Source organism: Mesobacillus sp. AQ2 (assembly GCF_030122805.1).
Taxonomy (GTDB): Bacteria; Bacillota; Bacilli; order Bacillales; family Cytobacillaceae; genus Mesobacillus; species Mesobacillus oceanisediminis_A.
In genome coordinates this window covers 1211309-1232521 of the sequence record NZ_CP126080.1, presented here as the reverse complement: position 1 = coordinate 1232521, position 21213 = coordinate 1211309, and the positions used below count along the sequence as shown (strand labels likewise).

Here is a 21213-nt window from a genome sequence, read left to right as displayed (position 1 = left end):
ACCTCTTGTTGTGTTATTTGTTACCGTTTACAAATAGTTTGAAAAAAATTTCTTTAAAACGTTTACATTTGTTTAACTTAAACTTTCTATAGCAAATATATCAGACCTAAAGAACTTTTGTAAATATGTTTTTGAACAAATGTAAAATGAAAATAATGCCTTTTCATTTTTTCGACAAAAATACCCTCAAGGCCGAAAACCTATCGGGTATCTGATTGTACCTTATGGCTTTTCTCATTAAGTACAACTATTAAACCTTTATTTATCCAACAGGAACTTTGCTGTGAACTGGTCTGTTACAAGCACATTTGTATAATTCCCTTTTAAAGCACCATAAATACCTTCAATTTTATGGGCTCCTCCTGCCACTAAAATAGAATACTTTTTCTTTTTTAACTCTTCCAGCTCGATCCCCAATGTTCTCGCATTGAGATTTTCGTTACATACCTGGCCGTCCTTATCGAAGAATCGGGAACAAATATCCCCTACGGCTTTAGAATAGATGACTTGCAGGTCCTCTTCTGTAAAATAGCCTAACTGGAACAATAGAGATTCGGATTTAATCGGCCCGATTGTATAGACGGCGATGTTGGACTGCTTCCCCATTTCGAGGATTTTTTTGATATGCCTGTCCGCCTCCATTGCCTGCTTCACTACGACATGGTCGACGATTGCCGGGAGCGGCAGGTGGTGTGGTGCACTGTTGAAGGCCTTGCCGAACAAATACAGGATTTCATTCGCATATGTATTCGTTTCAGAATGGCTGACACCGCCTTTCAACTGGACTACCTTGACATTCTTACACGGCTTCTGTTTCAGTTCCAGAGCCACGTGGTAAAGCGTCGTTCCCCACGTTACACCAATGATATCATCATGCTCAACCACTTCATTCAAAAAAGAAGCCGCCTTCTCCCCAAGATATGTTTTGATGACAGTGTCATCATATTGGGGAATATGGGTAACAATCGCCTTTTTGAGCCCAAACTTTTGTTCAAGCTGCAATGACAGATTCTCGACATCCTCAGTCGGATCCATGATCTTGATGTCGACAATCCCCTCCTGCTTCGCTATCTGAAGGAACCTCGAAACTGTCGGTCGCGATACTCCCAATTCTTTTGCGATATCATTCTGGTTATAATCCAGTAGATAATATAGCTTTGCAGCCTCGATTATCTTCAATAATTTTTCTTTTTCCATTCTGATCACCTTTGGAAATGACATAAATTCAATACCTTCATTTTAACAAAAAATCCAAATGAAAACATTTACAATTTTAAAAAGAACAAAATGTTCATAAATCTCCTTATCTTTACATATGATTAATCTTTTTGAACGTTTTAATCAACAACTAATAATATTAAAACACAAAAAGGCATCCTCCTCATAATGGAAGAATGCCTTTTTTCAAATTGATTGCTGCTTTTCAATTATGCCAAGAGCCTTGATCATTTACTGCTTTCGCTTAGGGATTTTCCCGATTCCTAGCTCTCTTGCCTCTTTGTTTAATGCTTTTATTAGACTTAAGGCCATCATCGCCATGATGATGGAGAATGGCAGCGCAGCGACGATCATTGTATTTTGCAGTGCCTGTAATCCGCCAGAGTATAGCAACACCAGGGATATTGCCGCTAGCATGATTCCCCAAATGAATTTGATTCGGTTGCCTGGTGTCAGGGACCCATTAGTTGTCATCATGCCTAAAACAAATGTCCCTGAATCCGCTGAAGTGATGAAGAAAGTACCAATCAGAATCATTGCAAGAATAGATAACAATGAACTCATTGGGTAATTAGCGAATACGCCAAATAATGCTTCTTCGGTCGCCAGCTCAGAGATTTTTGCAATCCCCTCCTGCTCCAATTTAATCGCAGAACCCCCAAATGCGGAAAACCATAGGAAGCCAATCAGGGAAGGTACAAGAAGAACTCCAAAAACAAACTCCCTTATCGTACGGCCTTTAGAAACTCGAGCTATAAAAATCCCTACAAATGGCGCCCATGCAATCCACCAAGCCCAATAGAAAATGGTCCATCCGTTTATCCATGAACGCACATCTTCATTCAGCGGTGAAATACGGAAGCTCATTGAAGGAAGGTTCTGAAGATAGGTACCAATAGTATTGGTGAATAGATTCAGGATAAATTGAGTTGGTCCAAGAATCAGCATGGCTAACAGCAATAGACCTGCCAAAAGCATATTAACATTGCTCAGGATCTTAATCCCTTTCCCTAATCCTGACCATGCTGAAATCATGAATAAAATGGTGACAATCAGGACAATTAGTAATTGGGTCAAGAAACTAGCAGGAATTCCAAACAGGTAAGAAAGCCCCCCGTTAATTTGTACAGCTCCAAATCCTAAAGTTGTTGCCACACCAATAACTGTCGCGACGACAGAAATTACATCGACTACTTTTCCTGCGGTCCCTTCAGTGCGTTCACCTAGAATTGGTCCAAGTGTGGCACTGATCAGTCCAGGCTTACCATGGCGGAAATTGAAATAAGCAAGAACTAAGGCGACAATTCCGTAAATGGCCCAGGCATGGATGCCCCAATGGAAAAATGTGAATCTCATTGAATCACGGATAGCCTGATTCGATCCCGGTTCCGATCCCGTCGGTGTTGATACCATAAAATGGCTTATTGGCTCAGCAGTTCCCCAGAAAACCAGTCCGATCCCCATCCCGGCACTGAACAGCATCGCATACCAGCTCAGCGTCGAAAATTCCGGACGGTCGTCCTGCCTGCCAAGCCTGATTTTCCCCAGTGGGCTAATGAGGAAATAAAGACACACAATAACAATTAAAGATACAAGGATTAAATAATACCATCCTAAAGAATCAGTTATGAAAGCCTGAATATTGGCTGTTACTGATTCAAGCTTATCTGGTACAAATACACCGAACAGGACCATCAGAAGCAAAATCCCGGCCGATATGAAAAATACTGATGAATCCTTTTTCATCATAAAACTCCTTTCAATAAAAATGACACTTTAATACCCTAACATAACTTTAGGTTTTTTTAAAAAGATTGACTCATAACAAAGTTAGTATGGCCTGATACAGCCATAAAAATGTGGGTTTAAAGACTTTTAAAAGTTGCAATCTAAAAATTCCTTTTTGTATCCGCCTGTTGAAAACAGAAATTTATGGTTCTGGAAGCACAATTTTATTTATTTTCCACAAATTATCCATTTACAATCTATTAGTCTATTGAATCCATGTCGAAAGTTGTATAAGATTGATATAGAGATGTTGTAAGGAGACGATTTGTTGAATAAAAAAATCTTTTTCAGGACATTGTCAATAGGAGTCATTTTCCTTGTTACCTTCCTCGGTGGCGAGAAGATCCGATCGATTGAAAACCCTACAGCAGAGGCTAAAACAGAAGAAGCACCCAAAATTACCAGGACTAAAGCCCATCTCGTGAACAAGAATATCGAAAATAAAACACTTCTTAAAAATTTTACGAATAAAGAAGAAAAAATCCTCATTGACGGGGTCCCACACGTGAGCCAGCTCCCCGAATTGCAGCGAGGGTGTGAAGTAACCAGTTTGTCCATGCTGCTGCAATATGAAGGAATTGCAGTGGATAAGATGACTTTAGCCCAGAAAATACATAAAATTCCCTTCCGTGACGCGAATTATGTCAGAGGCAACCCGTATGATGGATTTGTTGGCGATATTTATACATTCAGCAAATCTGGTTACGGTGTTTATCATGGACCAGTCGCCAACCTTGCAGAAACCTTCCTTCCAGGAAAGGTCAAGGATGTGACTGGACAGCCGTTTAAGACAGTAACTGAGCTGCTTGACAGCGGTTCGCCGGTCTGGGTCATCATTAATTCGACGTTTGCCCCATTGCCAGAATCCGAGTTCACAACCTGGAAAACCAATACCGGTGATGTCAAGATTACATACAGAGAACACAGTGTATTAATCGTCGGCTATGACGAAAATTACTTATACATCAACGACCCTCTTGATGTTACAGGCTACAAGACTGTTTCACGCAAAGCATTTGAACAAGCATGGATTCAAATGGGCAGCCAGGCAATAGGCATCGAAAAGTAACAGTTTAAGAGGATAATAGGAAAAATCGGCAGGGATTCTACCCTGCCGATTTTTGTTTAAGCGTACATTTTATTTTCTTCTTGTTTGAAAAAGCTCTTCATGGCATGGAATACATCGGCTTTTTGCTTGAGGATATAGTATCTGAAATGTTCATCTTTAATGTTTTTATACGCGGACATTAGGGTCGAGTGGCGGTTGTACTGATTGACTTCTCCATAGCCAAACATATTGGAGACCTTCATCAGTTCTTCAACTAATTTTACACAGCGGGCATTGTCGGAGGTCAGGTTATCACCATCGGAAAAGTGGAATGGATAAATATTGAACTTGCTTGGATTGTACTTCAAATCTATAAGTTCTAAAGCTTTTCGATAGGCGGACGAACAAATTGTACCGCCGCTTTCTCCTTTTGAGAAAAAATCTTCCTCGGTTACGACCTTTGCTTCGGTATGATGTGCAATGAATTCAATTTCGACTGTTTCATATTTAGAGCGAAGGAAACGGGTCATCCAGAAGAAAAAGCTTCTCGCCATATATTTTTCCCAAAGTCCCATACTTCCGCTCGTATCCATCATCGCAAGCACTACAGCCTTCGAGTCTGGCTTCACAACCTCATTCCAGGTCTTAAACTTCAGATCCTCCTTGTAGATTGGATGGAAAGCTGGTTTTCCGGTCATCGCATTTCGTTTATAAGCTGACATCATTGTGCGCTTCTTATCAATATTCCCCATGAGCCCTGTCTTCCTGATGTCATTGAATTCGATGTTTTCGACAAGATGTTCCTGTTCTTCCTTCTTCTTGAGGTTCGGAAGCTCCAACTCCTTGAATAGGGCCTCCTCAATCTCCATCATCGATACTTCTGCTTCGTAATAATCTTCCCCGGCCTGGTCTCCTGCACCCTGGCCTTTGCCTGGTCCCTGCTGTTGGCCTGAGCCATCCCGGGCGACAACATCCCCAATCTTTGAATCTCCGTTGCCCTGGCCTACATGTTTGTTCTTATCATAGTTATAACGGATTTTGTACTCATCCAGTGACCTTATCGGAATCTTTACGACATCCCTGCCGTTGGACATGATAATGTTCTCTTCTGTGATCAAATCAGGCAGATTGCTCTTGATTGCTTCCTGCACCTTTTCCTGATGGCGCTGTTGGTCATCATGTCCTTTGCGGTGGAGGGACCAATCTTCCTGGGAAATCACAAACTGGTGACTGCTTTCATCGGTCATTTTCAACCCCTCCTTTGAAATTTTCATTTTGAGTAACATAATACAAACTACTTTCATACAATATCCCGATGGCCGTAAACCACAGGGGAGATGTAATTACTCTATCTTATGCAAGAAGACAAAATAATTTACAAATAATTTTGACAATTACCGCTTTCTCCTAGTGCAGGACAAGCCCATTTTACATATTGAATTTATTTTTAGGGGCTGAGGTTAGGCACTATATATCGCAATAACACGCTCACCTTTTTTTGGCAAAAAAATAACCTTTGCATTATCCGCAAAGGTTATTTCTTTTCATTCGCTTTATCAAATTGAATTGGATCTGGTACTTTATCATATTCCTCTTTTAAAACTTCGCCACTGCGGCGATGTTCCATTTGCTTGCCCAGATTTTCCATTTCATCTTCATTGCGGGCCATGGAACTGTTTTTAGGGACATAGTTTTTTGGTAAGTCTTTTTGTACTTCTTCTTTTGCCATCTTTATCACCTCTTGCCTGTACTATTCCCTCTATGGATGCTAAATAAACTCTTAACCCAAGTTGAAAAGGACCTGCAATCTGCAGGCCCCCGCTGTCTACCTATTTAATAAGCTTCCAACATACCGCAGCAATTCGTTGGCGGAAGTGGAGTTGTAGCCATGCTCATCAATTAGCCTTGCGACAACATTATTGATTTTCTTCAGCTGGGTCTCATCAGGAGTTTTCGTGGAAGTCGTGATTTTCACAACATCCTTCAGATCAGCAAACAGCTTTTTCTGGATCGCTTCACGCAGGCGATCATGGGAATTATAATCAAACCGCTTGCCTTTACGCGCATAAGCAGAAATTCTGATTAAAATCTCTTCACGGAACGCTTTCTTCGCATTTTCGGAAATGCCAATCTGTTCCTCGATCGAACGCATCAGCTTCTCATCCGGATTGATTTCCTCTCCAGTGAGCGGATCGCGAAGCTTCGCCTTATTGCAATAGGCCTCAACATTATCAAGGTAATTATCCATAAGGGTTTTAGCTGATTCTTCATATGAGTACACGAATGCTTTTTGAACTTCCTTCTTGGCGATATCATCATACTCTTTCCGGGCAAGGGAAATATAATTCAGATAACGTTCCCTTGTTTCTGCAGTGATCGAAGGGTGCTGGTCAAGTCCCTCTTTCAATGACCGTAATACATCCAGTGCATTGATCGTTTTGACTTCTTTCCTGATAATTGTGGAGGAAATCCGATTGATAACATAGCGAGGATCAATTCCGCTCATCCCCTCATCCTGGTGCTCTTTTTTCAATTCCTCAACATCTGCCCGGTTATAACCCTCTACACTTTCACCGTCGTACAGCCTCATTTTCTTTATCAGGTCAATATCACCTTTTTTCGGATCCTTCAGGCGTGTAAGGATCGTGAACATTGCAGCAACCCTTAGGGTATGCGGCGCGATATGGACATCGTTCACATCGCTTTCCCTGATCATCTTGTCATAAATTTTCTCTTCTTCGGACACTTTTAAGTTGTACGGTATCGGCATAACGATTATACGTGAATGTAGCGCTTCGTTCTTTTTATTCGAAATGAATGAACGGTATTCCGTTTCATTGGTATGGGCAACAATCAATTCATCCGCACTGATCAATGCGAATCTTCCCGCTTTAAAATTGCCTTCCTGCGTCAGGCTCAGCAAATGCCAGAGGAATTTCTCGTCACACTTCAGCATTTCCTGGAACTCCATCATGCCCCGGTTCGCTTTATTCAGTTCACCATCAAAGCGATATGCCCGCGGATCGGATTCAGAACCATACTCGGCAATCGTGGAGAAATCAATGCTTCCGGTTAAATCCGCGATATCCTGTGATTTAGGATCAGAAGGGCTGAATGTGCCAATCCCTGTTCTTTTGTCTTCTGAGAAGAAGACTCTCTCAACGATGACATCTTCAATCCTGCCGCCATACTCCTGGTCAAGCCTCATCATATTAAGCGGCGACAGATTGCCTTCAATCCTGATGCCATATTCATCATAAAAATCCTTGCGGAGATGATGCGGGATCATATGCAGCGGATCTTCATGCATAGGGCATCCCTTAATTGCGTAGATCGCCCCTCTATCAGTATGCGAGTATGCCTCCAACCCTCTTTTCAGCATGGTGACCAGGGTGGATTTTCCGCCGCTTACCGGGCCCATCAACAGCAGGATCCGCTTCCTCACATCCAGCCTTTTAGCCGCCGGATGAAAATACTCTTCAACAAGCCTTTCCAGTGCCTCTTCAAGACCAAACAATTGGGAACTAAAGAAGGAATACCTTTTTTTTCCTTTTTCGTTTTCAATTCCTGCGTCTTTGATCATATTATATACACGCGAATGTGCCGATTGAGCAACCCAAGGCTGTTCCTTTACAATTTCAAGATATTCCCTGAACGTCCCTTCCCACTTAAGCTTCTCTTCATCCTGGCGATACATTTCAATCTTTTTTAAAATATCCATATGGACCTCCCCATGTAGCGTTATCAAGAGACGATTAATAAATTCTATGCAGCAAACAATTTGAACATGCGTAATCGTTGGTCCATCCTGATTGTCCTTTTTAATTCCTGATGCAAAAACTAAGAGCCTCTCCTTCACAGTTCGAAGATAATAGGCTATAATAAATTCTATATGGACAAAATCCAGTAAAAGGGAGGCTTACATACATGAAACTAATTCTAATTCTGGGCGTCACAGTTGCATTCTTATCTGCAATCTTCACTTCAGGTTACGATGATAAGCCGGGGATCACCAAAAAATAAAAAGCTGCCGATTGGCAGCTTTTTTACTTTTTAATCATTATTTTTTATTCAAATTCTGTTTTTCCACGAATTCCTTCATATACATCCGCGATTTACGGCCTAGCATCTTGGCCATTTGGCCAGTCCAGGTGTCCTCACGTTTCCCACCCGTTCTTTCACGGTAGTATTGCGAGGTCGTTTCATTATAATCCTGCAGCTGTTTCTCAAACAAGCTCTGGTCCTGCTGATACTCATTTTCCATATAGACATGTTCCATTGCAAGACGAGGCTTTAAATCCGTCTCCTTATTAGGATAACCTACTGCCATGCCAAACAGAGGAATAACATGTTCAGGCGTCTTTAAAACTTCTTTTACTGCTTCCAGGTCATTGCGGATTCCGCCGATATAGCAAATACCAAGACCCATTGACTCAGCAGCAATTGCAGCATTCTGCGCAGCCAGGGCCGCATCGATCAATGCAACCATGAATTTCTCCGTACTCTCAATTGAATCATTCAAATCAACATTCTCCATCTCAGCCAAGACCTTATGGCGATGAAGGTCCGCACAAAACACAAAGAAATGGCCATTAGCTGCAACATATGCCTGATTCCCGGCAATTTCAGACAGCCTGTCCTTATTCTCCTGGTCCGTCACGCCAATAATCGAATAAGCCTGGACGAAGCTGGAAGTAGAAGCTGCCTGTGCGCTTTTTACAATCGCTTCTATCTGTTCCCGGTCCAGCGTCTGATCCCTAAAGCTCCTTACTGAGCGATGGTTTAAAATGGTTTCGATTACCTGGTTCATTCTTCTCTCATCTCCTTTAATATAATGGCAATGCCAAAAAGGAGACCTGAAAAGGCCTCCTAATATTTGCGCAAATCGCGATAATCCTGCTGCCTCAATGCCTCATAAATCAGGATAGCGGCTGTATTGGACAGATTTAATGAACGAATATTTTCATTCATAGGCAGCCTCAGGCATCTGTCCATATTGTTTTCAATCACTTCTTTAGGAAGTCCGGTTGTTTCCCGGCCAAAAATAAAGAAGTACTCCTGATCGGTTGCACTATAATCAAAAGCAGAATGCGCCTTCTTGCCAAACTTGGTCACATAAAAGAATTTTCCACCCTCATTCTGTTGATAAAAATCATCCAGCGAATCATAGTAATGGATCTTTACGTGTTCCCAATAATCCAACCCGGCACGCTTCAGCATCTTATCATCCGTTGAAAATCCCAACGGCCTGATCAAGTGAAGCTTGGTATCGGTACCAGCGCATGTGCGCGCGATATTGCCAGTGTTGGCTGGAATGAGCGGCTGGTATAATACAACATGCAATGCCATGACTTTCACCTCTAATCAAAACTACAGCTATTATACCATTACACTCCTTCACAGCAAAAGAAACGGCCCTTCTATTCACTCATCACGGTCATCAGTAATCATAAGGAACTTATACTTTATATTCGGGGTATAGGCCGTCGAATCCTCATATGCCCAGTACCTCATTCGGGAGTTATACGTATGGGCGTTGACAAGCGGCATTCCGTCCGCGTCATGCCCGGTTACAATGGTCGTATGATCGAATCGTCCATCTCCCTGGAAATCGTAGCAGATCACATCGCCGAGCTTCAGCTTTTCAGCACTGCTCACCTCTCTGCCCCTTAGCCCAAACTTTGAACCAGGAATATGCCAGCGCAACGCATTAGCAACCGACCAGCTGAAGCTCCAGTTATTATTCTGCATCCACCAGCCATTGCTTCGGTTTGGATAGCCTCTCATCGGTGCCCCGCCAACATGCAGACACTGCGATATATAATTGGTACAATCCACTTCGAACTTCTTATATGCGGGATTATAGTCATTCCACCAGCGTTCAGCATACTGGACAGCCTTTAACCTATCATATCTGAAGCCCTTCCTCTCCTGTCCGTCCACCTCATGCGAAAAGACAGGCAAAGCCTCTTCAATTTTCTCCGTGGGTTCATTTTCATTCAACTTCTCGTCGTTCACCAGGATCCCTTTGTAGAATTCGGCCCGCCTCTTTTCCACTTCTTCCTCCATGTAAAATAAACCTCTTTGCTTGATCAAATACTGAAAGTGAACATCATATAAAACAGATGCATTCTCATTATCTTCAAATCTTTGCTTAATCCTGCCATCTGCCTTTGCTTTTACAATCTCAGCAGACCTGTTTGCAAAGCTCTGCTTTTTTAACTCAATGCCCGCACACTCATGCAATTGATTGCGAGGCATGGATACACATTGAAGGACTCGCTGTTCCAGCAGCTCCTGCAGTTGTTTACGCATACTCATCTCTCCCTTCACCTATCATGTTTATGAAGGAGCAAGGGATTTAAGGCATAAAAAAAGAATGGATTATTAAAAATCCATTCTGTCCTAAATTGGGATATCAGACTGTTCCTTTTCATTAAAAAAATCCAAGCCTTTACTGATTTCCTGCAATACTTCTTCATCCTTCTCAAAAGAAGAAGCATGCTGCAATGCGTCCAACGCGTCGTGTCCGCCAATTTTGCCAAGCGCCCATGCTGCCGTTCCTCTGAGAACAGGTCTTGGATCCTCCTTCAGGACCATTATCAACTCCGGTATCGCTGTATCATCCTTAAAATGAGCCAGGGCAATAATCGCATTACGCTGGATAGGCTTCTTTCCGCGCCATGAACCTGAAACATGTCCGAATTTTTCTTTAAACTCCCGGTTGCTGATGGTCAATAAAGGTTTCAGCAACGGCTTTGCAATTTCAGGGTCTGGCTCCATTTCTTCATGGAAATGAAAATCCTTCCCTTTGTTTTCTGGGCAAACTGTCTGGCAAGTATCACAGCCATATAATCGGTTGCCCAGCTTATCCCGAAACTCATCCGCTAAAAACCCCTTAGTTTGAGTCACAAAAGCAATACATTTTTGCGCATCCAGCTGACCGCCCTGTACCAGCGCACCTGTAGGACAGACATCCACACACTTGTTACAGCTGCCACAACGATCCTCCATGGGATGGTCAGGCTCAAACGGTATATTCGTAATCATTTCGCCTAGATAGACGTATGATCCAAACTCGGGTGTGATAATCGAACAGTTTTTGCCGCTCCAGCCGATGCCCGCTCGTTCCGCAACTGCCCTGTCCACCAGTTCACCCGTATCGACCATCGATTTGAAGCGGGCTTCAGGAACTTTCAAAGCAATAAATTCCTCGAGTTTTTTCAGCCTGTCCCTCAGGACCGCGTGGTAATCAGTCCCCCATGACGCCCGACAGAAGATTCCCCGCCTTTCCCCCTTCTTGCTGATCACTTTCGTTTTCATTTTTGAAGGATAGGCGAGAGCAATCGAAATGATTGATTTAGGACGATCAAAAATCAGGGCAGGCTCCGTTCTCTTTTCAATATCCTTTTCTTCAAATCCTGATTGATAGTGAAGTTGCTGCTGCATGTATAACCGGACCTTCATCTCTTCAAAGGTCGATGGTGCTGCAAAACCAATTTTATCGATGCCGATCGTTTTGCTGTAAGCTATGATCTCCTTCTTCAAACTTGCCATATCCATTGCGGATACCCCCTTCCTATTTTGATATCTATATATGAATCCCATAAATTTAAAAGCAAATCTCTTTTATGATAAACTATTTTAAAGCAGATTTGGAGGTGGAATCAATGGAAATTCAAGTTTCCAGGATGATATGCAATCTCAATCCCGGATTCACAATCGGAATGATCGAGTATAAGAACATACAAGTAGGCGAGTCTCCTCAAATGTTGAAAGGCAGACTGCAGCTCTTCCAGGAATCAATATACTTTGACCTTTTGGAAAAAAACGTTACGGAGCTTGAAGGAATCAAAGAGTGGCGAGGAATCTTCAAAGCAACGGGGAAGGATCCTAACCGATATAGACATTCGGCCGAAGCCCTTTACCGAAGGATCTCTAAGCAGAATTACCTTCAAACCATACATAGTGCGATAGATCTGAATAATTTCTTCTCGCTTGAATATCAAATTCCAATTGGTATTTACGACAGTGACAAACTGCAGGGGAATATCACAATTAAAGTTGGCGAAGAAAATGAAGAGTACGGAGGTCTGAATGGCAGAACTAATAATCTTGCTAACTTGATCATATCTGCAGACGATAAAGGACCGTTCGGAAGCCCTTTTGTCGATTCTGAAAGGACCGCAGTGACAGAAGAAACAAGAAATGCGTTGCAGATTGTCTATTTAAGGCCTTCTTCTCCGTCAACAGAAATGGAGAAGATGACCGAATCACTCATGAATATGTTCACCCAGATTCATGGAGGAACTGGTACATTTAAACTCGTGGGATGCTGATGCATCCTTTTTTCTATTTGGCCAACCGAGCACGGGGCTACTGATTCCACATCTATCAAAGAAATTGGCTCTGTTAAACAAGGCTGTTGATTTTCGTTCCAGGCGCTTCGCTTTCCGCGGGGCTGGCGCTGAGCCTCCTCGTCGCTTTGCTCCTGCGGGGTCTCACCTGGCCAGCTGCGCCCGCAGGAGTCTACGCGCCTTCCACTACAATCAACAGGAGTAAAAACAACATTGGGCTTTAACAGAGCCAAGAAAAAAAAACGCAGTATATCGTTTTCTGGAAACGATATACTGCGTTAGTCACGTATGTATGGAGCGGGTGATGGGAATCGAACCCACTACATCAGCTTGGAAGGCTGAGGTTTTACCAGTAAACTACACCCGCATACATATCTTATGAAAATAAAGAAAACAGGAGATCCTGTTTAAAATAAAGATGGTACCGGTGGTCGGGGTCGAACCGACACTCCAGAAGGAACACGATTTTGAGTCGTGCGCGTCTGCCAATTCCGCCACACCGGCATATGAAGATTTCAAATACTGCAATTCCACTAAATAATTAGTGGAGGCGGCAACCGGATTTGAACCGGTGAATAAAGGTTTTGCAGACCTTTGCCTTACCACTTGGCTATGCCGCCATATTATATTGGAGCGGAAGACGGGATTCGAACCCGCGACCCCAACCTTGGCAAGGTTGTATTCTACCACTGAACTACTTCCGCAAATGGCTGGGCTAGCTGGATTCGAACCAACGCATGACGGAGTCAAAGTCCGTTGCCTTACCGCTTGGCTATAGCCCAATATATTATATTCAATACTGATTGAATATGTGATTTGAAATGGGGCGACTGATGGGAATCGAACCCACGAATGTCGGAACCACAATCCGATGCGTTAACCACTTCGCCACAATCGCCATTATAAAATTGGCAGGGGTAGTAGGAATCGAACCCACACCAAAGGTTTTGGAGACCTTCGTTCTACCTTTAAACTATACCCCTATGATAAATGGTGGAGGGGGACGGATTCGAACCGCCGAACCCTGAGGGAGCGGATTTACAGTCCGCCGCGTTTAGCCACTTCGCTACCCCTCCATTATAACATCATTTCCGATGTTAAAAAACCCATTTACTCAATTTCCTGATTAACCAGGAAATTTTAAATGGTGGCTCAGGACGGAATCGAACCGCCGACACAAGGATTTTCAGTCCTTTGCTCTACCGACTGAGCTACTGAGCCATATACTGGCGGTCCCGACCGGGATCGAACCGGCGATCTCCTGCGTGACAGGCAGGCATGTTAACCGCTACACCACGGGACCAAAATCTTTTCAAGTGATTAACTTGAAAAGCACTTCATGATTGCGGGGGCAGGATTTGAACCTGCGACCTTCGGGTTATGAGCCCGACGAGCTACCGGACTGCTCCACCCCGCGACGGTAATAAAAATGTTATTTGATTTATGCTCTTAGAGAGCATTGACTGTTCCGATCCCAGGAAGCTTACTCAAGCAGCAGCTCGATCGGTACAACTCGCAGTTCATACAGTGAAGTAACGCTCGTTGCTCCACCCCGCGACGGTAATAATTCATCAAAAAACTTATGGTGGAGGATGACGGGATCGAACCGCCGACCCTCTGCTTGTAAGGCAGATGCTCTCCCAGCTGAGCTAATCCTCCATTGTTATGTTACTTATTAAAGAAAATGGTGACCCCTACGGGATTCGAACCCGTGTTACCGCCGTGAAAGGGCGGTGTCTTAACCGCTTGACCAAGGGGCCTTTTGTTTAAGTTTCTATGGCGGAGAGCAAGGGATTCGAACCCTTGAGACAGCGTTGACCGTCTACACGATTTCCAATCGTGCTCCTTCGACCTCTCGGACAGCTCTCCAAATTGGCTCCGCAGGTAGGATTCGAACCTACGACCGCTCGGTTAACAGCCGAGTGCTCTACCACTGAGCTACTGCGGAATAGTAATGATTTCTCCGACCTGGATACACAATCCGTATCTTTGAAAGAAGATGTCAAATGCATCTTGCCCGGCGGCGTCCTACTCTCACAGGGGGAAACCCCCAACTACCATCGGCGCTGAGAAGCTTAACTTCCGTGTTCGGTATGGGAACGGGTGTGACCTTCTCGCCATCGCCACCAGACATTTTTTCAAGACAATATCTATTATACTGTCTTTAGTGCATTTTGCAAGAGAAATTTTAAAGATATTTCACTTCGTAAAAATCTTTATTCCCTCAAAACTAGATAATGTGTAAGAAGAAAACAAGGGAATCGAATGATCATTGTCCAGCTCCGGCTCCTAGCCTCTCGAGTCGCTTCGGTCCATCCGCCGAAGTCAAAGAACGACTTCAACTGCTGGCCCTCCAGCGCTTGTCGAGGCTGTACAGTCGCCTACGCTTTTCGTATTTGGTTAAGTCCTCGAACGATTAGTATCAGTCAGCTCCACACGTCACCGCGCTTCCACCTCTGACCTATCAACCTGATCATCTTTCAGGGTTCTTACTAGCTTGCGCTATGGGAAATCTCATCTTGAGGGGGGCTTCATGCTTAGATGCTTTCAGCACTTATCCCGTCCGCACATAGCTACCCAGCGATGCCTTTGGCAAGACAACTGGTACACCAGCGGTGCGTCCATCCCGGTCCTCTCGTACTAAGGACAGCTCCTCTCAAATTTCCTGCGCCCACGACGGATAGGGACCGAACTGTCTCACGACGTTCTGAACCCAGCTCGCGTACCGCTTTAATGGGCGAACAGCCCAACCCTTGGGACCGACTACAGCCCCAGGATGCGATGAGCCGACATCGAGGTGCCAAACCTCCCCGTCGATGTGGACTCTTGGGGGAGATAAGCCTGTTATCCCCGGGGTAGCTTTTATCCGTTGAGCGATGGCCCTTCCATGCGGAACCACCGGATCACTAAGCCCGACTTTCGTCCCTGCTCGACTTGTAGGTCTCGCAGTCAAGCTCCCTTGTGCCTTTACACTCTGCGAATGATTTCCAACCATTCTGAGGGAACCTTTGGGCGCCTCCGTTACTCTTTAGGAGGCGACCGCCCCAGTCAAACTGCCCACCTGACACTGTCTCCCGCCCCGATCAGGGGCGCGGGTTAGAATTTCAATACAGCCAGGGTAGTATCCCACCGACGCCTCCACCGAAGCTGGCGCTCCGGTTTCTCAGGCTCCTACCTATCCTGTACAAGCTGTACCAAAATTCAATATCAGGCTACAGTAAAGCTCCACGGGGTCTTTCCGTCCTGTCGCGGGTAACCTGCATCTTCACAGGTACTATAATTTCACCGAGTCTCTCGTTGAGACAGTGCCCAGATCGTTACGCCTTTCGTGCGGGTCGGAACTTACCCGACAAGGAATTTCGCTACCTTAGGACCGTTATAGTTACGGCCGCCGTTTACTGGGGCTTCGATTCAGAGCTTCGCGTGAGCTAACCCCTCCTCTTAACCTTCCAGCACCGGGCAGGCGTCAGCCCCTATACTTCGCCTTGCGGCTTCGCAGAGACCTGTGTTTTTGCTAAACAGTCGCCTGGGCCTATTCACTGCGGCTCATCCGGGCTATTCACCCAAATGAGCACCCCTTCTCCCGAAGTTACGGGGTCATTTTGCCGAGTTCCTTAACGAGAGTTCTCTCGCTCACCTTAGGATTCTCTCCTCGCCTACCTGTGTCGGTTTGCGGTACGGGCACCATTTATCTCGCTAGAGGCTTTTCTTGGCAGTGTGGAATCAGGAACTTCGGTACTATATTTCCCTCGCTGTCACAGCTCAGCCTTCACGCAAGCGGGATTTGCCTCACTTGCAGCCTAACTGCTTAGACGCGCATATCCAACAGCGCGCTTACCCTATCCTCCTGCGTCCCCCCGTCGCTCAAACGATAAAGAGGTGGTACAGGAATATCAACCTGTTGTCCATCGCCTACGCCTTTCGGCCTCGGCTTAGGTCCCGACTAACCCTGAGAGGACGAGCCTTCCTCAGGAAACCTTAGGCATTCGGTGGATGGGATTCTCACCCATCTTTCGCTACTCATACCGGCATTCTCACTTCTAAGCGCTCCACCAGTCCTTACGGTCTGACTTCAACGCCCTTAGAACGCTCTCCTACCACTGACATCTAAGATGTCAATCCACAGCTTCGGTGATACGTTTAGCCCCGGTACATTTTCGGCGCAGAGTCACTCGACCAGTGAGCTATTACGCACTCTTTAAATGGTGGCTGCTTCTAAGCCAACATCCTGGTTGTCTAAGCAACTCCACATCCTTTTCCACTTAACGTATACTTTGGGACCTTAGCTGGTGGTCTGGGCTGTTTCCCTTTTGACTACGGATCTTATCACTCGCAGTCTGACTCCCACGGATAAGTCTTTGGCATTCGGAGTTTGTCTGAATTCGGTAACCCGATGAGGGCCCCTAGTCCAAACAGTGCTCTACCTCCAAGACTCTTACAACGTGAGGCTAGCCCTAAAGCTATTTCGGAGAGAACCAGCTATCTCCAAGTTCGATTGGAATTTCTCCGCTACCCACACCTCATCCCCGCACTTTTCAACGTGCGTGGGTTCGGGCCTCCAGTTGGTGTTACCCAACCTTCACCCTGGACATGGGTAGATCACCTGGTTTCGGGTCTACGACCACATACTCATTCGCCCTATTCAGACTCGCTTTCGCTGCGGCTCCGTCTTCTCAACTTAACCTTGCATGTAATCGTAACTCGCCGGTTCATTCTACAAAAGGCACGCCATCACCCATGAACGGGCTCTGACTACTTGTAGGCACACGGTTTCAGGATCTCTTTCACTCCCCTTCCGGGGTGCTTTTCACCTTTCCCTCACGGTACTGGTTCACTATCGGTCACTAGGGAGTATTTAGCCTTGGGAGATGGTCCTCCCAGCTTCCGACGGGATTTCTCGTGTCCCGCCGTACTCAGGATCCACTCAGGAGGGAACGAAGTTTCAACTACAGGGTTTTTACCTTCTCTGACGGGCCTTTCCAGACCACTTCATCTACCCCGTTCCTTTGTAACTCCATGTAGAGTGTCCTACAACCCCAAGAGGCAAGCCTCTTGGTTTGGGCTATGTCCCGTTTCGCTCGCCGCTACTCAGGGAATCGCGTTTGCTTTCTCTTCCTCCGGGTACTTAGATGTTTCAGTTCCCCGGGTCTGCCTTCAATACCCTATGTATTCAGGTAAAGATACTGTTCCATTACGAACAGTGGGTTTCCCCATTCGGAAATCTCCGGATCAAAGCTTACTTACAGCTCCCCGAAGCATATCGGTGTTAGTCCCGTCCTTCATCGGCTCCTAGTGCCAAGGCATCCACCGTGCGCCCTTTCTAACTTAACCTAAAAGGTCATTTCTCTAATTGAATAGAGAGAAAACTAAAATGGCGATCACTCGGTTTTCTTCTTGGTTCTTCTTACTTACGATTATCTAGTTTTCAAGGAACAAAAAAGCTTTGAGAGAATTGCTCCCTCAAAACTAAACAAACAAGCGTACAACTATGTGGATTACATCCACAGTACGAATCGAAAGATTCGCATTCCGATTGCCCTTAGGCAATATCCTTAGAAAGGAGGTGATCCAGCCGCACCTTCCGATACGGCTACCTTGTTACGACTTCACCCCAATCATCTGTCCCACCTTAGGCGGCTGGCTCCAAAAGGTTACCCCACCGACTTCGGGTGTTACAAACTCTCGTGGTGTGACGGGCGGTGTGTACAAGGCCCGGGAACGTATTCACCGCGGCATGCTGATCCGCGATTACTAGCGATTCCGGCTTCATGCAGGCGAGTTGCAGCCTGCAATCCGAACTGAGAATGGATTTATGGGATTGGCTTCACCTCGCGGCTTCGCGACCCTTTGTTCCATCCATTGTAGCACGTGTGTAGCCCAGGTCATAAGGGGCATGATGATTTGACGTCATCCCCACCTTCCTCCGGTTTGTCACCGGCAGTCACCTTAGAGTGCCCAACTGAATGCTGGCAACTAAGATCAAGGGTTGCGCTCGTTGCGGGACTTAACCCAACATCTCACGACACGAGCTGACGACAACCATGCACCACCTGTCACTCTGTCCCCCGAAGGGGAACGCCCTATCTCTAGGGTTGTCAGAGGATGTCAAGACCTGGTAAGGTTCTTCGCGTTGCTTCGAATTAAACCACATGCTCCACCGCTTGTGCGGGCCCCCGTCAATTCCTTTGAGTTTCAGCCTTGCGGCCGTACTCCCCAGGCGGAGTGCTTAATGCGTTTGCTGCAGCACTAAAGGGCGGAAACCCTCTAACACTTAGCACTCATCGTTTACGGCGTGGACTACCAGGGTATCTAATCCTGTTCGCTCCCCACGCTTTCGCGCCTCAGCGTCAGTTACAGACCAGAGAGCCGCCTTCGCCACTGGTGTTCCTCCACATCTCTACGCATTTCACCGCTACACGTGGAATTCCGCTCTCCTCTTCTGCACTCAAGTTCCCCAGTTTCCAATGACCCTCCCCGGTTGAGCCGGGGGCTTTCACATCAGACTTAAGGAACCGCCTGCGCGCGCTTTACGCCCAATAATTCCGGACAACGCTTGCCACCTACGTATTACCGCGGCTGCTGGCACGTAGTTAGCCGTGGCTTTCTGGTCAGGTACCGTCAAGGTACCGGCAGTTACTCCGGTACTTGTTCTTCCCTGACAACAGAACTTTACGACCCGAAAGCCTTCATCGTTCACGCGGCGTTGCTCCGTCAGACTTTCGTCCATTGCGGAAGATTCCCTACTGCTGCCTCCCGTAGGAGTCTGGGCCGTGTCTCAGTCCCAGTGTGGCCGATCACCCTCTCAGGTCGGCTACGCATCGTTGCCTTGGTGAGCCGTTACCTCACCAACTAGCTAATGCGCCGCGGGCCCATCTGTAAGTGACAGCCGAAACCGTCTTTCAGCTTTCCCTCATGTGAGGGAAAGGATTATCCGGTATTAGCTCCGGTTTCCCGAAGTTATCCCAGTCTTACAGGCAGGTTGCCCACGTGTTACTCACCCGTCCGCCGCTGATCTTCAAAAGCAAGCTAATGAAGATCCGCTCGACTTGCATGTATTAGGCACGCCGCCAGCGTTCGTCCTGAGCCAGGATCAAACTCTCCAAGAAAGAGTTATGAGTTAGCTCATAAGTTAAAACGTTGGCTCATGTCTTCTATAATTAATAGAAGCATGATAATTTATTGTTTGTTGACGCTTGTTTGTTTAGTTTTCAAAGAGCAAGTTAGTTAGCATGCCGCCCAGAAGCGACTTTACTAATATACCATCGGGCATTTTTTCTGTCAACACTTTTCTAAAAATGTTTTTCAGTGAAAAATACTTTTAAGTTGTAAACCGTCTGCCGCGAAAATGTTTTTGCTATGTTCCGCAGCGACGGTTATTAATATACCAAGTATTTTTTGAATGGTCAATAGGTTTTTTCGTTTTTTCAGGATAACTTTTCAGCAACCTTATAATATCTGTGATAAATGCCCTGTCCTTTCGTTTCTACGTTTACTACTTCAATGATTTTCTTATCAATCAAATACTCTACAAGGATTCCTAGGTCAACAGAATACGGTAAAAGTTCTGGATGGGACATCAGGTCACTGAATGCCCAATACTCTTCACCTTCCATCACTTCCACTAAATGCTGGCTCCCTACTTTTGTCCTTTTGTGGATCAGGAATTCGCTTGCCAGGAACAAGAGTTCAAGCCTTTTTTCTATTGTCTCTTCACTGCAAATTAACTCTTCGTATAACTTATAGATTTCTGGCTCGATCTGCTTCACTTGATGCCAGACGGTCACTTCGGGATGAAAGCCATTCTCTATCACTGCAAGTCTTGCAAGATGATGCAATGAATGCACAACATAATTGTAGGCATCCAAATAGTTAAAGTTATCAAATAGCATCTTGCCATCTGAGTACCTTCTGATCAACTTGGCAAACTCAATTCCCATTTTTATTTTGCGTCCGAAAAACGGAAATTCTTTAAGTTCATGTTTTAAATCAGCGATTTTTTCATTTCGATCAAAAATTATCTTCCCATTGTAAAGCCAATCAAAAATCTTTTTATTGCTGCCAGTTAGGAGCCAATCATTGATCTGCTTTTCGGTTACAATATGCATGGCGGCTTTTTTATCCTGATAGGAATAATGTTTAACAAACACAGGTTCTTCATTTTCTTTCACTATAATAAGCAAAATGACATCAAATGTATCGGTCGCAGCGAGCGCTTTATGTCTCTTCTCCACCGCCACCACTCCTACGGTGTTAGGGTGGCTTGCACGTTCTTGATAAATCGAACGAAGGATATCCTCCATAATAAACTCCTCCATTTGTTTGTTAGCATATATGTTCGACAATTATATAAAATCTCCTGCATTTCATCTAGACAATTTTCGACATCGGTGTTTACTTTTTATGATTATCTTGCCGGAAATAGTATGATATAGTTAGATTTTAGGGAGGGAAACTTCAATGGGTAAATATTCAAGTAAAATAAATAAAATCCGCACCTTTGCGTTAAGTCTTATCTTCATTGGCTTCATCGTTATGTATGCGGGTATCTTCTTCCGCAGCTCATTTGTGGTCATGACAATTTTTATGATCCTTGGATTGCTGTTTATTATTGCCAGCACGGTTGTCTATTTTTGGATTGGACTGTTATCGACAAAGACAGTTCAGGTAGTTTGCCCTAATTGCGGGAAACAAACGAAAATGCTTGGCAGGGTGGATATTTGCATGTATTGCAACGAACCGTTAACTCTAGATGCCTCTCTGGAAGGCAAGGAGTTCGATGAACAATACAATCGAAAAAAATAA

13 protein-coding genes, 15 tRNA genes and 3 rRNA genes are annotated in these 21213 nt (G+C 45.1%); 3 read left to right on the top strand and 28 right to left on the bottom strand.

The genetic code is table 11. The features are described from left to right. Positions 1–258 precede the first annotated feature (258 nt). Together QNH36_RS06105 and QNH36_RS06100 are read right to left on the bottom strand one after the other, a co-directional pair. Positions 259–1197: a DNA-binding transcriptional repressor DeoR gene (locus QNH36_RS06105; RefSeq protein ID WP_144474291.1), complete on the bottom strand. Its 939-nt coding sequence runs from the start codon at positions 1195–1197 to the stop codon at positions 259–261. Positions 1198–1449: 252 nt separating this feature from the next. After that, the gene (locus QNH36_RS06100) at positions 1450–2964 is read right to left on the bottom strand and encodes a glycine betaine uptake BCCT transporter (protein ID WP_144474964.1); all 1515 of its coding nucleotides are present in this window, start codon (positions 2962–2964) and stop codon (positions 1450–1452) included. Positions 2965–3274: 310 nt separating this feature from the next. Between QNH36_RS06100 and QNH36_RS06095 the strand changes: the two genes are divergently transcribed. Beyond that, positions 3275–4075: a C39 family peptidase gene (locus tag QNH36_RS06095; RefSeq protein WP_283904931.1), complete on the top strand. Its 801-nt coding sequence runs from the start codon at positions 3275–3277 to the stop codon at positions 4073–4075. A gap of 56 nt (positions 4076–4131) precedes the next feature. Here the strand turns inward: QNH36_RS06095 and yhbH are convergent, their stop codons facing one another. The 7 genes from yhbH to queG all read right to left on the bottom strand — a co-directional run bounded on the left by yhbH (position 4132) and on the right by queG (position 11617). Continuing rightward, positions 4132–5301: a sporulation protein YhbH gene (yhbH, locus tag QNH36_RS06090; protein ID WP_283904930.1), complete on the bottom strand. Its 1170-nt coding sequence runs from the start codon at positions 5299–5301 to the stop codon at positions 4132–4134. Between the two features lie 287 nt (positions 5302–5588). After that, entirely contained in the window at positions 5589–5783 is a 195-nt protein-coding gene (locus tag QNH36_RS06085) for a hypothetical protein (protein WP_283904929.1), read from the bottom strand. 96 nt (positions 5784–5879) lie between these two features. Next, the gene (locus tag QNH36_RS06080) at positions 5880–7775 is read right to left on the bottom strand and encodes a PrkA family serine protein kinase (RefSeq protein WP_144474285.1); all 1896 of its coding nucleotides are present in this window, start codon (positions 7773–7775) and stop codon (positions 5880–5882) included. Between the two features lie 339 nt (positions 7776–8114). Continuing rightward, the gene (gene nfsA, locus QNH36_RS06075; RefSeq protein WP_283904928.1) at positions 8115–8864 is read right to left on the bottom strand and encodes an oxygen-insensitive NADPH nitroreductase; all 750 of its coding nucleotides are present in this window, start codon (positions 8862–8864) and stop codon (positions 8115–8117) included. Positions 8865–8923: 59 nt separating this feature from the next. After that, positions 8924–9403 (bottom strand): tRNA (uridine(34)/cytosine(34)/5-carboxymethylaminomethyluridine(34)-2'-O)-methyltransferase TrmL, encoded by a 480-nt coding sequence (gene trmL, locus QNH36_RS06070; RefSeq protein ID WP_283904927.1) that lies wholly within the window; start codon positions 9401–9403, stop codon positions 8924–8926. Between the two features lie 75 nt (positions 9404–9478). Then, positions 9479–10369, bottom strand: coding sequence for an amidase domain-containing protein (locus tag QNH36_RS06065; protein WP_144474279.1), 891 nt, complete (start codon positions 10367–10369; stop codon positions 9479–9481). 90 nt (positions 10370–10459) lie between these two features. Beyond that, positions 10460–11617 carry a tRNA epoxyqueuosine(34) reductase QueG gene (gene queG, locus QNH36_RS06060; RefSeq protein WP_144474277.1) on the bottom strand — a complete coding sequence of 386 codons (1158 nt, stop codon included), beginning with the start codon at positions 11615–11617 and terminating at the stop codon, positions 10460–10462. Positions 11618–11724: 107 nt separating this feature from the next. Between queG and QNH36_RS06055 the strand changes: the two genes are divergently transcribed. Continuing rightward, a complete protein-coding gene (locus QNH36_RS06055; RefSeq protein ID WP_144474275.1) occupies positions 11725–12393 on the top strand; it encodes a B3/B4 domain-containing protein in 669 nt (222 codons plus the stop codon). 311 nt (positions 12394–12704) lie between these two features. On the opposite strand, the gene QNH36_RS06050 is transcribed toward QNH36_RS06055, so the two are convergent. The 19 genes from QNH36_RS06050 to QNH36_RS05960 all read right to left on the bottom strand — a co-directional run bounded on the left by QNH36_RS06050 (position 12705) and on the right by QNH36_RS05960 (position 20711). After that, positions 12705–12778 (bottom strand) — tRNA-Gly (locus QNH36_RS06050). A 52-nt stretch (positions 12779–12830) separates the two neighbouring features. Continuing rightward, positions 12831–12915: transfer RNA gene (locus QNH36_RS06045), tRNA-Leu, on the bottom strand. 41 nt (positions 12916–12956) lie between these two features. Then, positions 12957–13031 (bottom strand) — tRNA-Cys (locus QNH36_RS06040). A 9-nt stretch (positions 13032–13040) separates the two neighbouring features. Next, positions 13041–13115: transfer RNA gene (locus QNH36_RS06035), tRNA-Gly, on the bottom strand. A gap of 3 nt (positions 13116–13118) precedes the next feature. Beyond that, positions 13119–13193: transfer RNA gene (locus QNH36_RS06030), tRNA-Gln, on the bottom strand. A gap of 40 nt (positions 13194–13233) precedes the next feature. Further along, positions 13234–13309 (bottom strand) — tRNA-His (locus tag QNH36_RS06025). Positions 13310–13320: 11 nt separating this feature from the next. Continuing rightward, a tRNA-Trp gene (locus tag QNH36_RS06020) sits at positions 13321–13394 on the bottom strand. 8 nt (positions 13395–13402) lie between these two features. After that, a tRNA-Tyr gene (locus QNH36_RS06015) sits at positions 13403–13487 on the bottom strand. Between the two features lie 69 nt (positions 13488–13556). Continuing rightward, positions 13557–13632, bottom strand: a tRNA-Phe gene (locus QNH36_RS06010). 6 nt (positions 13633–13638) lie between these two features. After that, positions 13639–13714 (bottom strand) — tRNA-Asp (locus QNH36_RS06005). 40 nt (positions 13715–13754) lie between these two features. Next, a tRNA-Met gene (locus QNH36_RS06000) sits at positions 13755–13828 on the bottom strand. Between the two features lie 166 nt (positions 13829–13994). Then, positions 13995–14070: transfer RNA gene (locus QNH36_RS05995), tRNA-Val, on the bottom strand. A 26-nt stretch (positions 14071–14096) separates the two neighbouring features. Then, positions 14097–14171, bottom strand: a tRNA-Glu gene (locus QNH36_RS05990). Positions 14172–14188: 17 nt separating this feature from the next. Then, positions 14189–14280: transfer RNA gene (locus QNH36_RS05985), tRNA-Ser, on the bottom strand. Positions 14281–14284: 4 nt separating this feature from the next. Further along, a tRNA-Asn gene (locus QNH36_RS05980) sits at positions 14285–14359 on the bottom strand. A gap of 67 nt (positions 14360–14426) precedes the next feature. Continuing rightward, positions 14427–14542, bottom strand: a 5S ribosomal RNA gene (gene rrf / locus QNH36_RS05975). A gap of 265 nt (positions 14543–14807) precedes the next feature. Continuing rightward, positions 14808–17742 (bottom strand): 23S ribosomal RNA (locus QNH36_RS05970). Between the two features lie 225 nt (positions 17743–17967). Continuing rightward, positions 17968–19517: ribosomal RNA gene (locus QNH36_RS05965) — 16S ribosomal RNA — on the bottom strand. The 16S, 23S and 5S rRNA genes sit together here with 15 tRNA genes alongside, the layout of an rRNA operon. A 318-nt stretch (positions 19518–19835) precedes the next feature. Further along, positions 19836–20711 (bottom strand): nucleotidyltransferase-like protein, encoded by an 876-nt coding sequence (locus QNH36_RS05960; RefSeq protein WP_283904926.1) that lies wholly within the window; start codon positions 20709–20711, stop codon positions 19836–19838. Positions 20712–20868: 157 nt separating this feature from the next. Here QNH36_RS05960 and QNH36_RS05955 point away from each other — a divergent pair, with 157 nt between their 5' ends. Continuing rightward, positions 20869–21213, top strand: a complete 345-nt coding sequence (locus QNH36_RS05955; RefSeq protein WP_144475016.1) for a YgzB family protein — start codon at positions 20869–20871, stop codon at positions 21211–21213.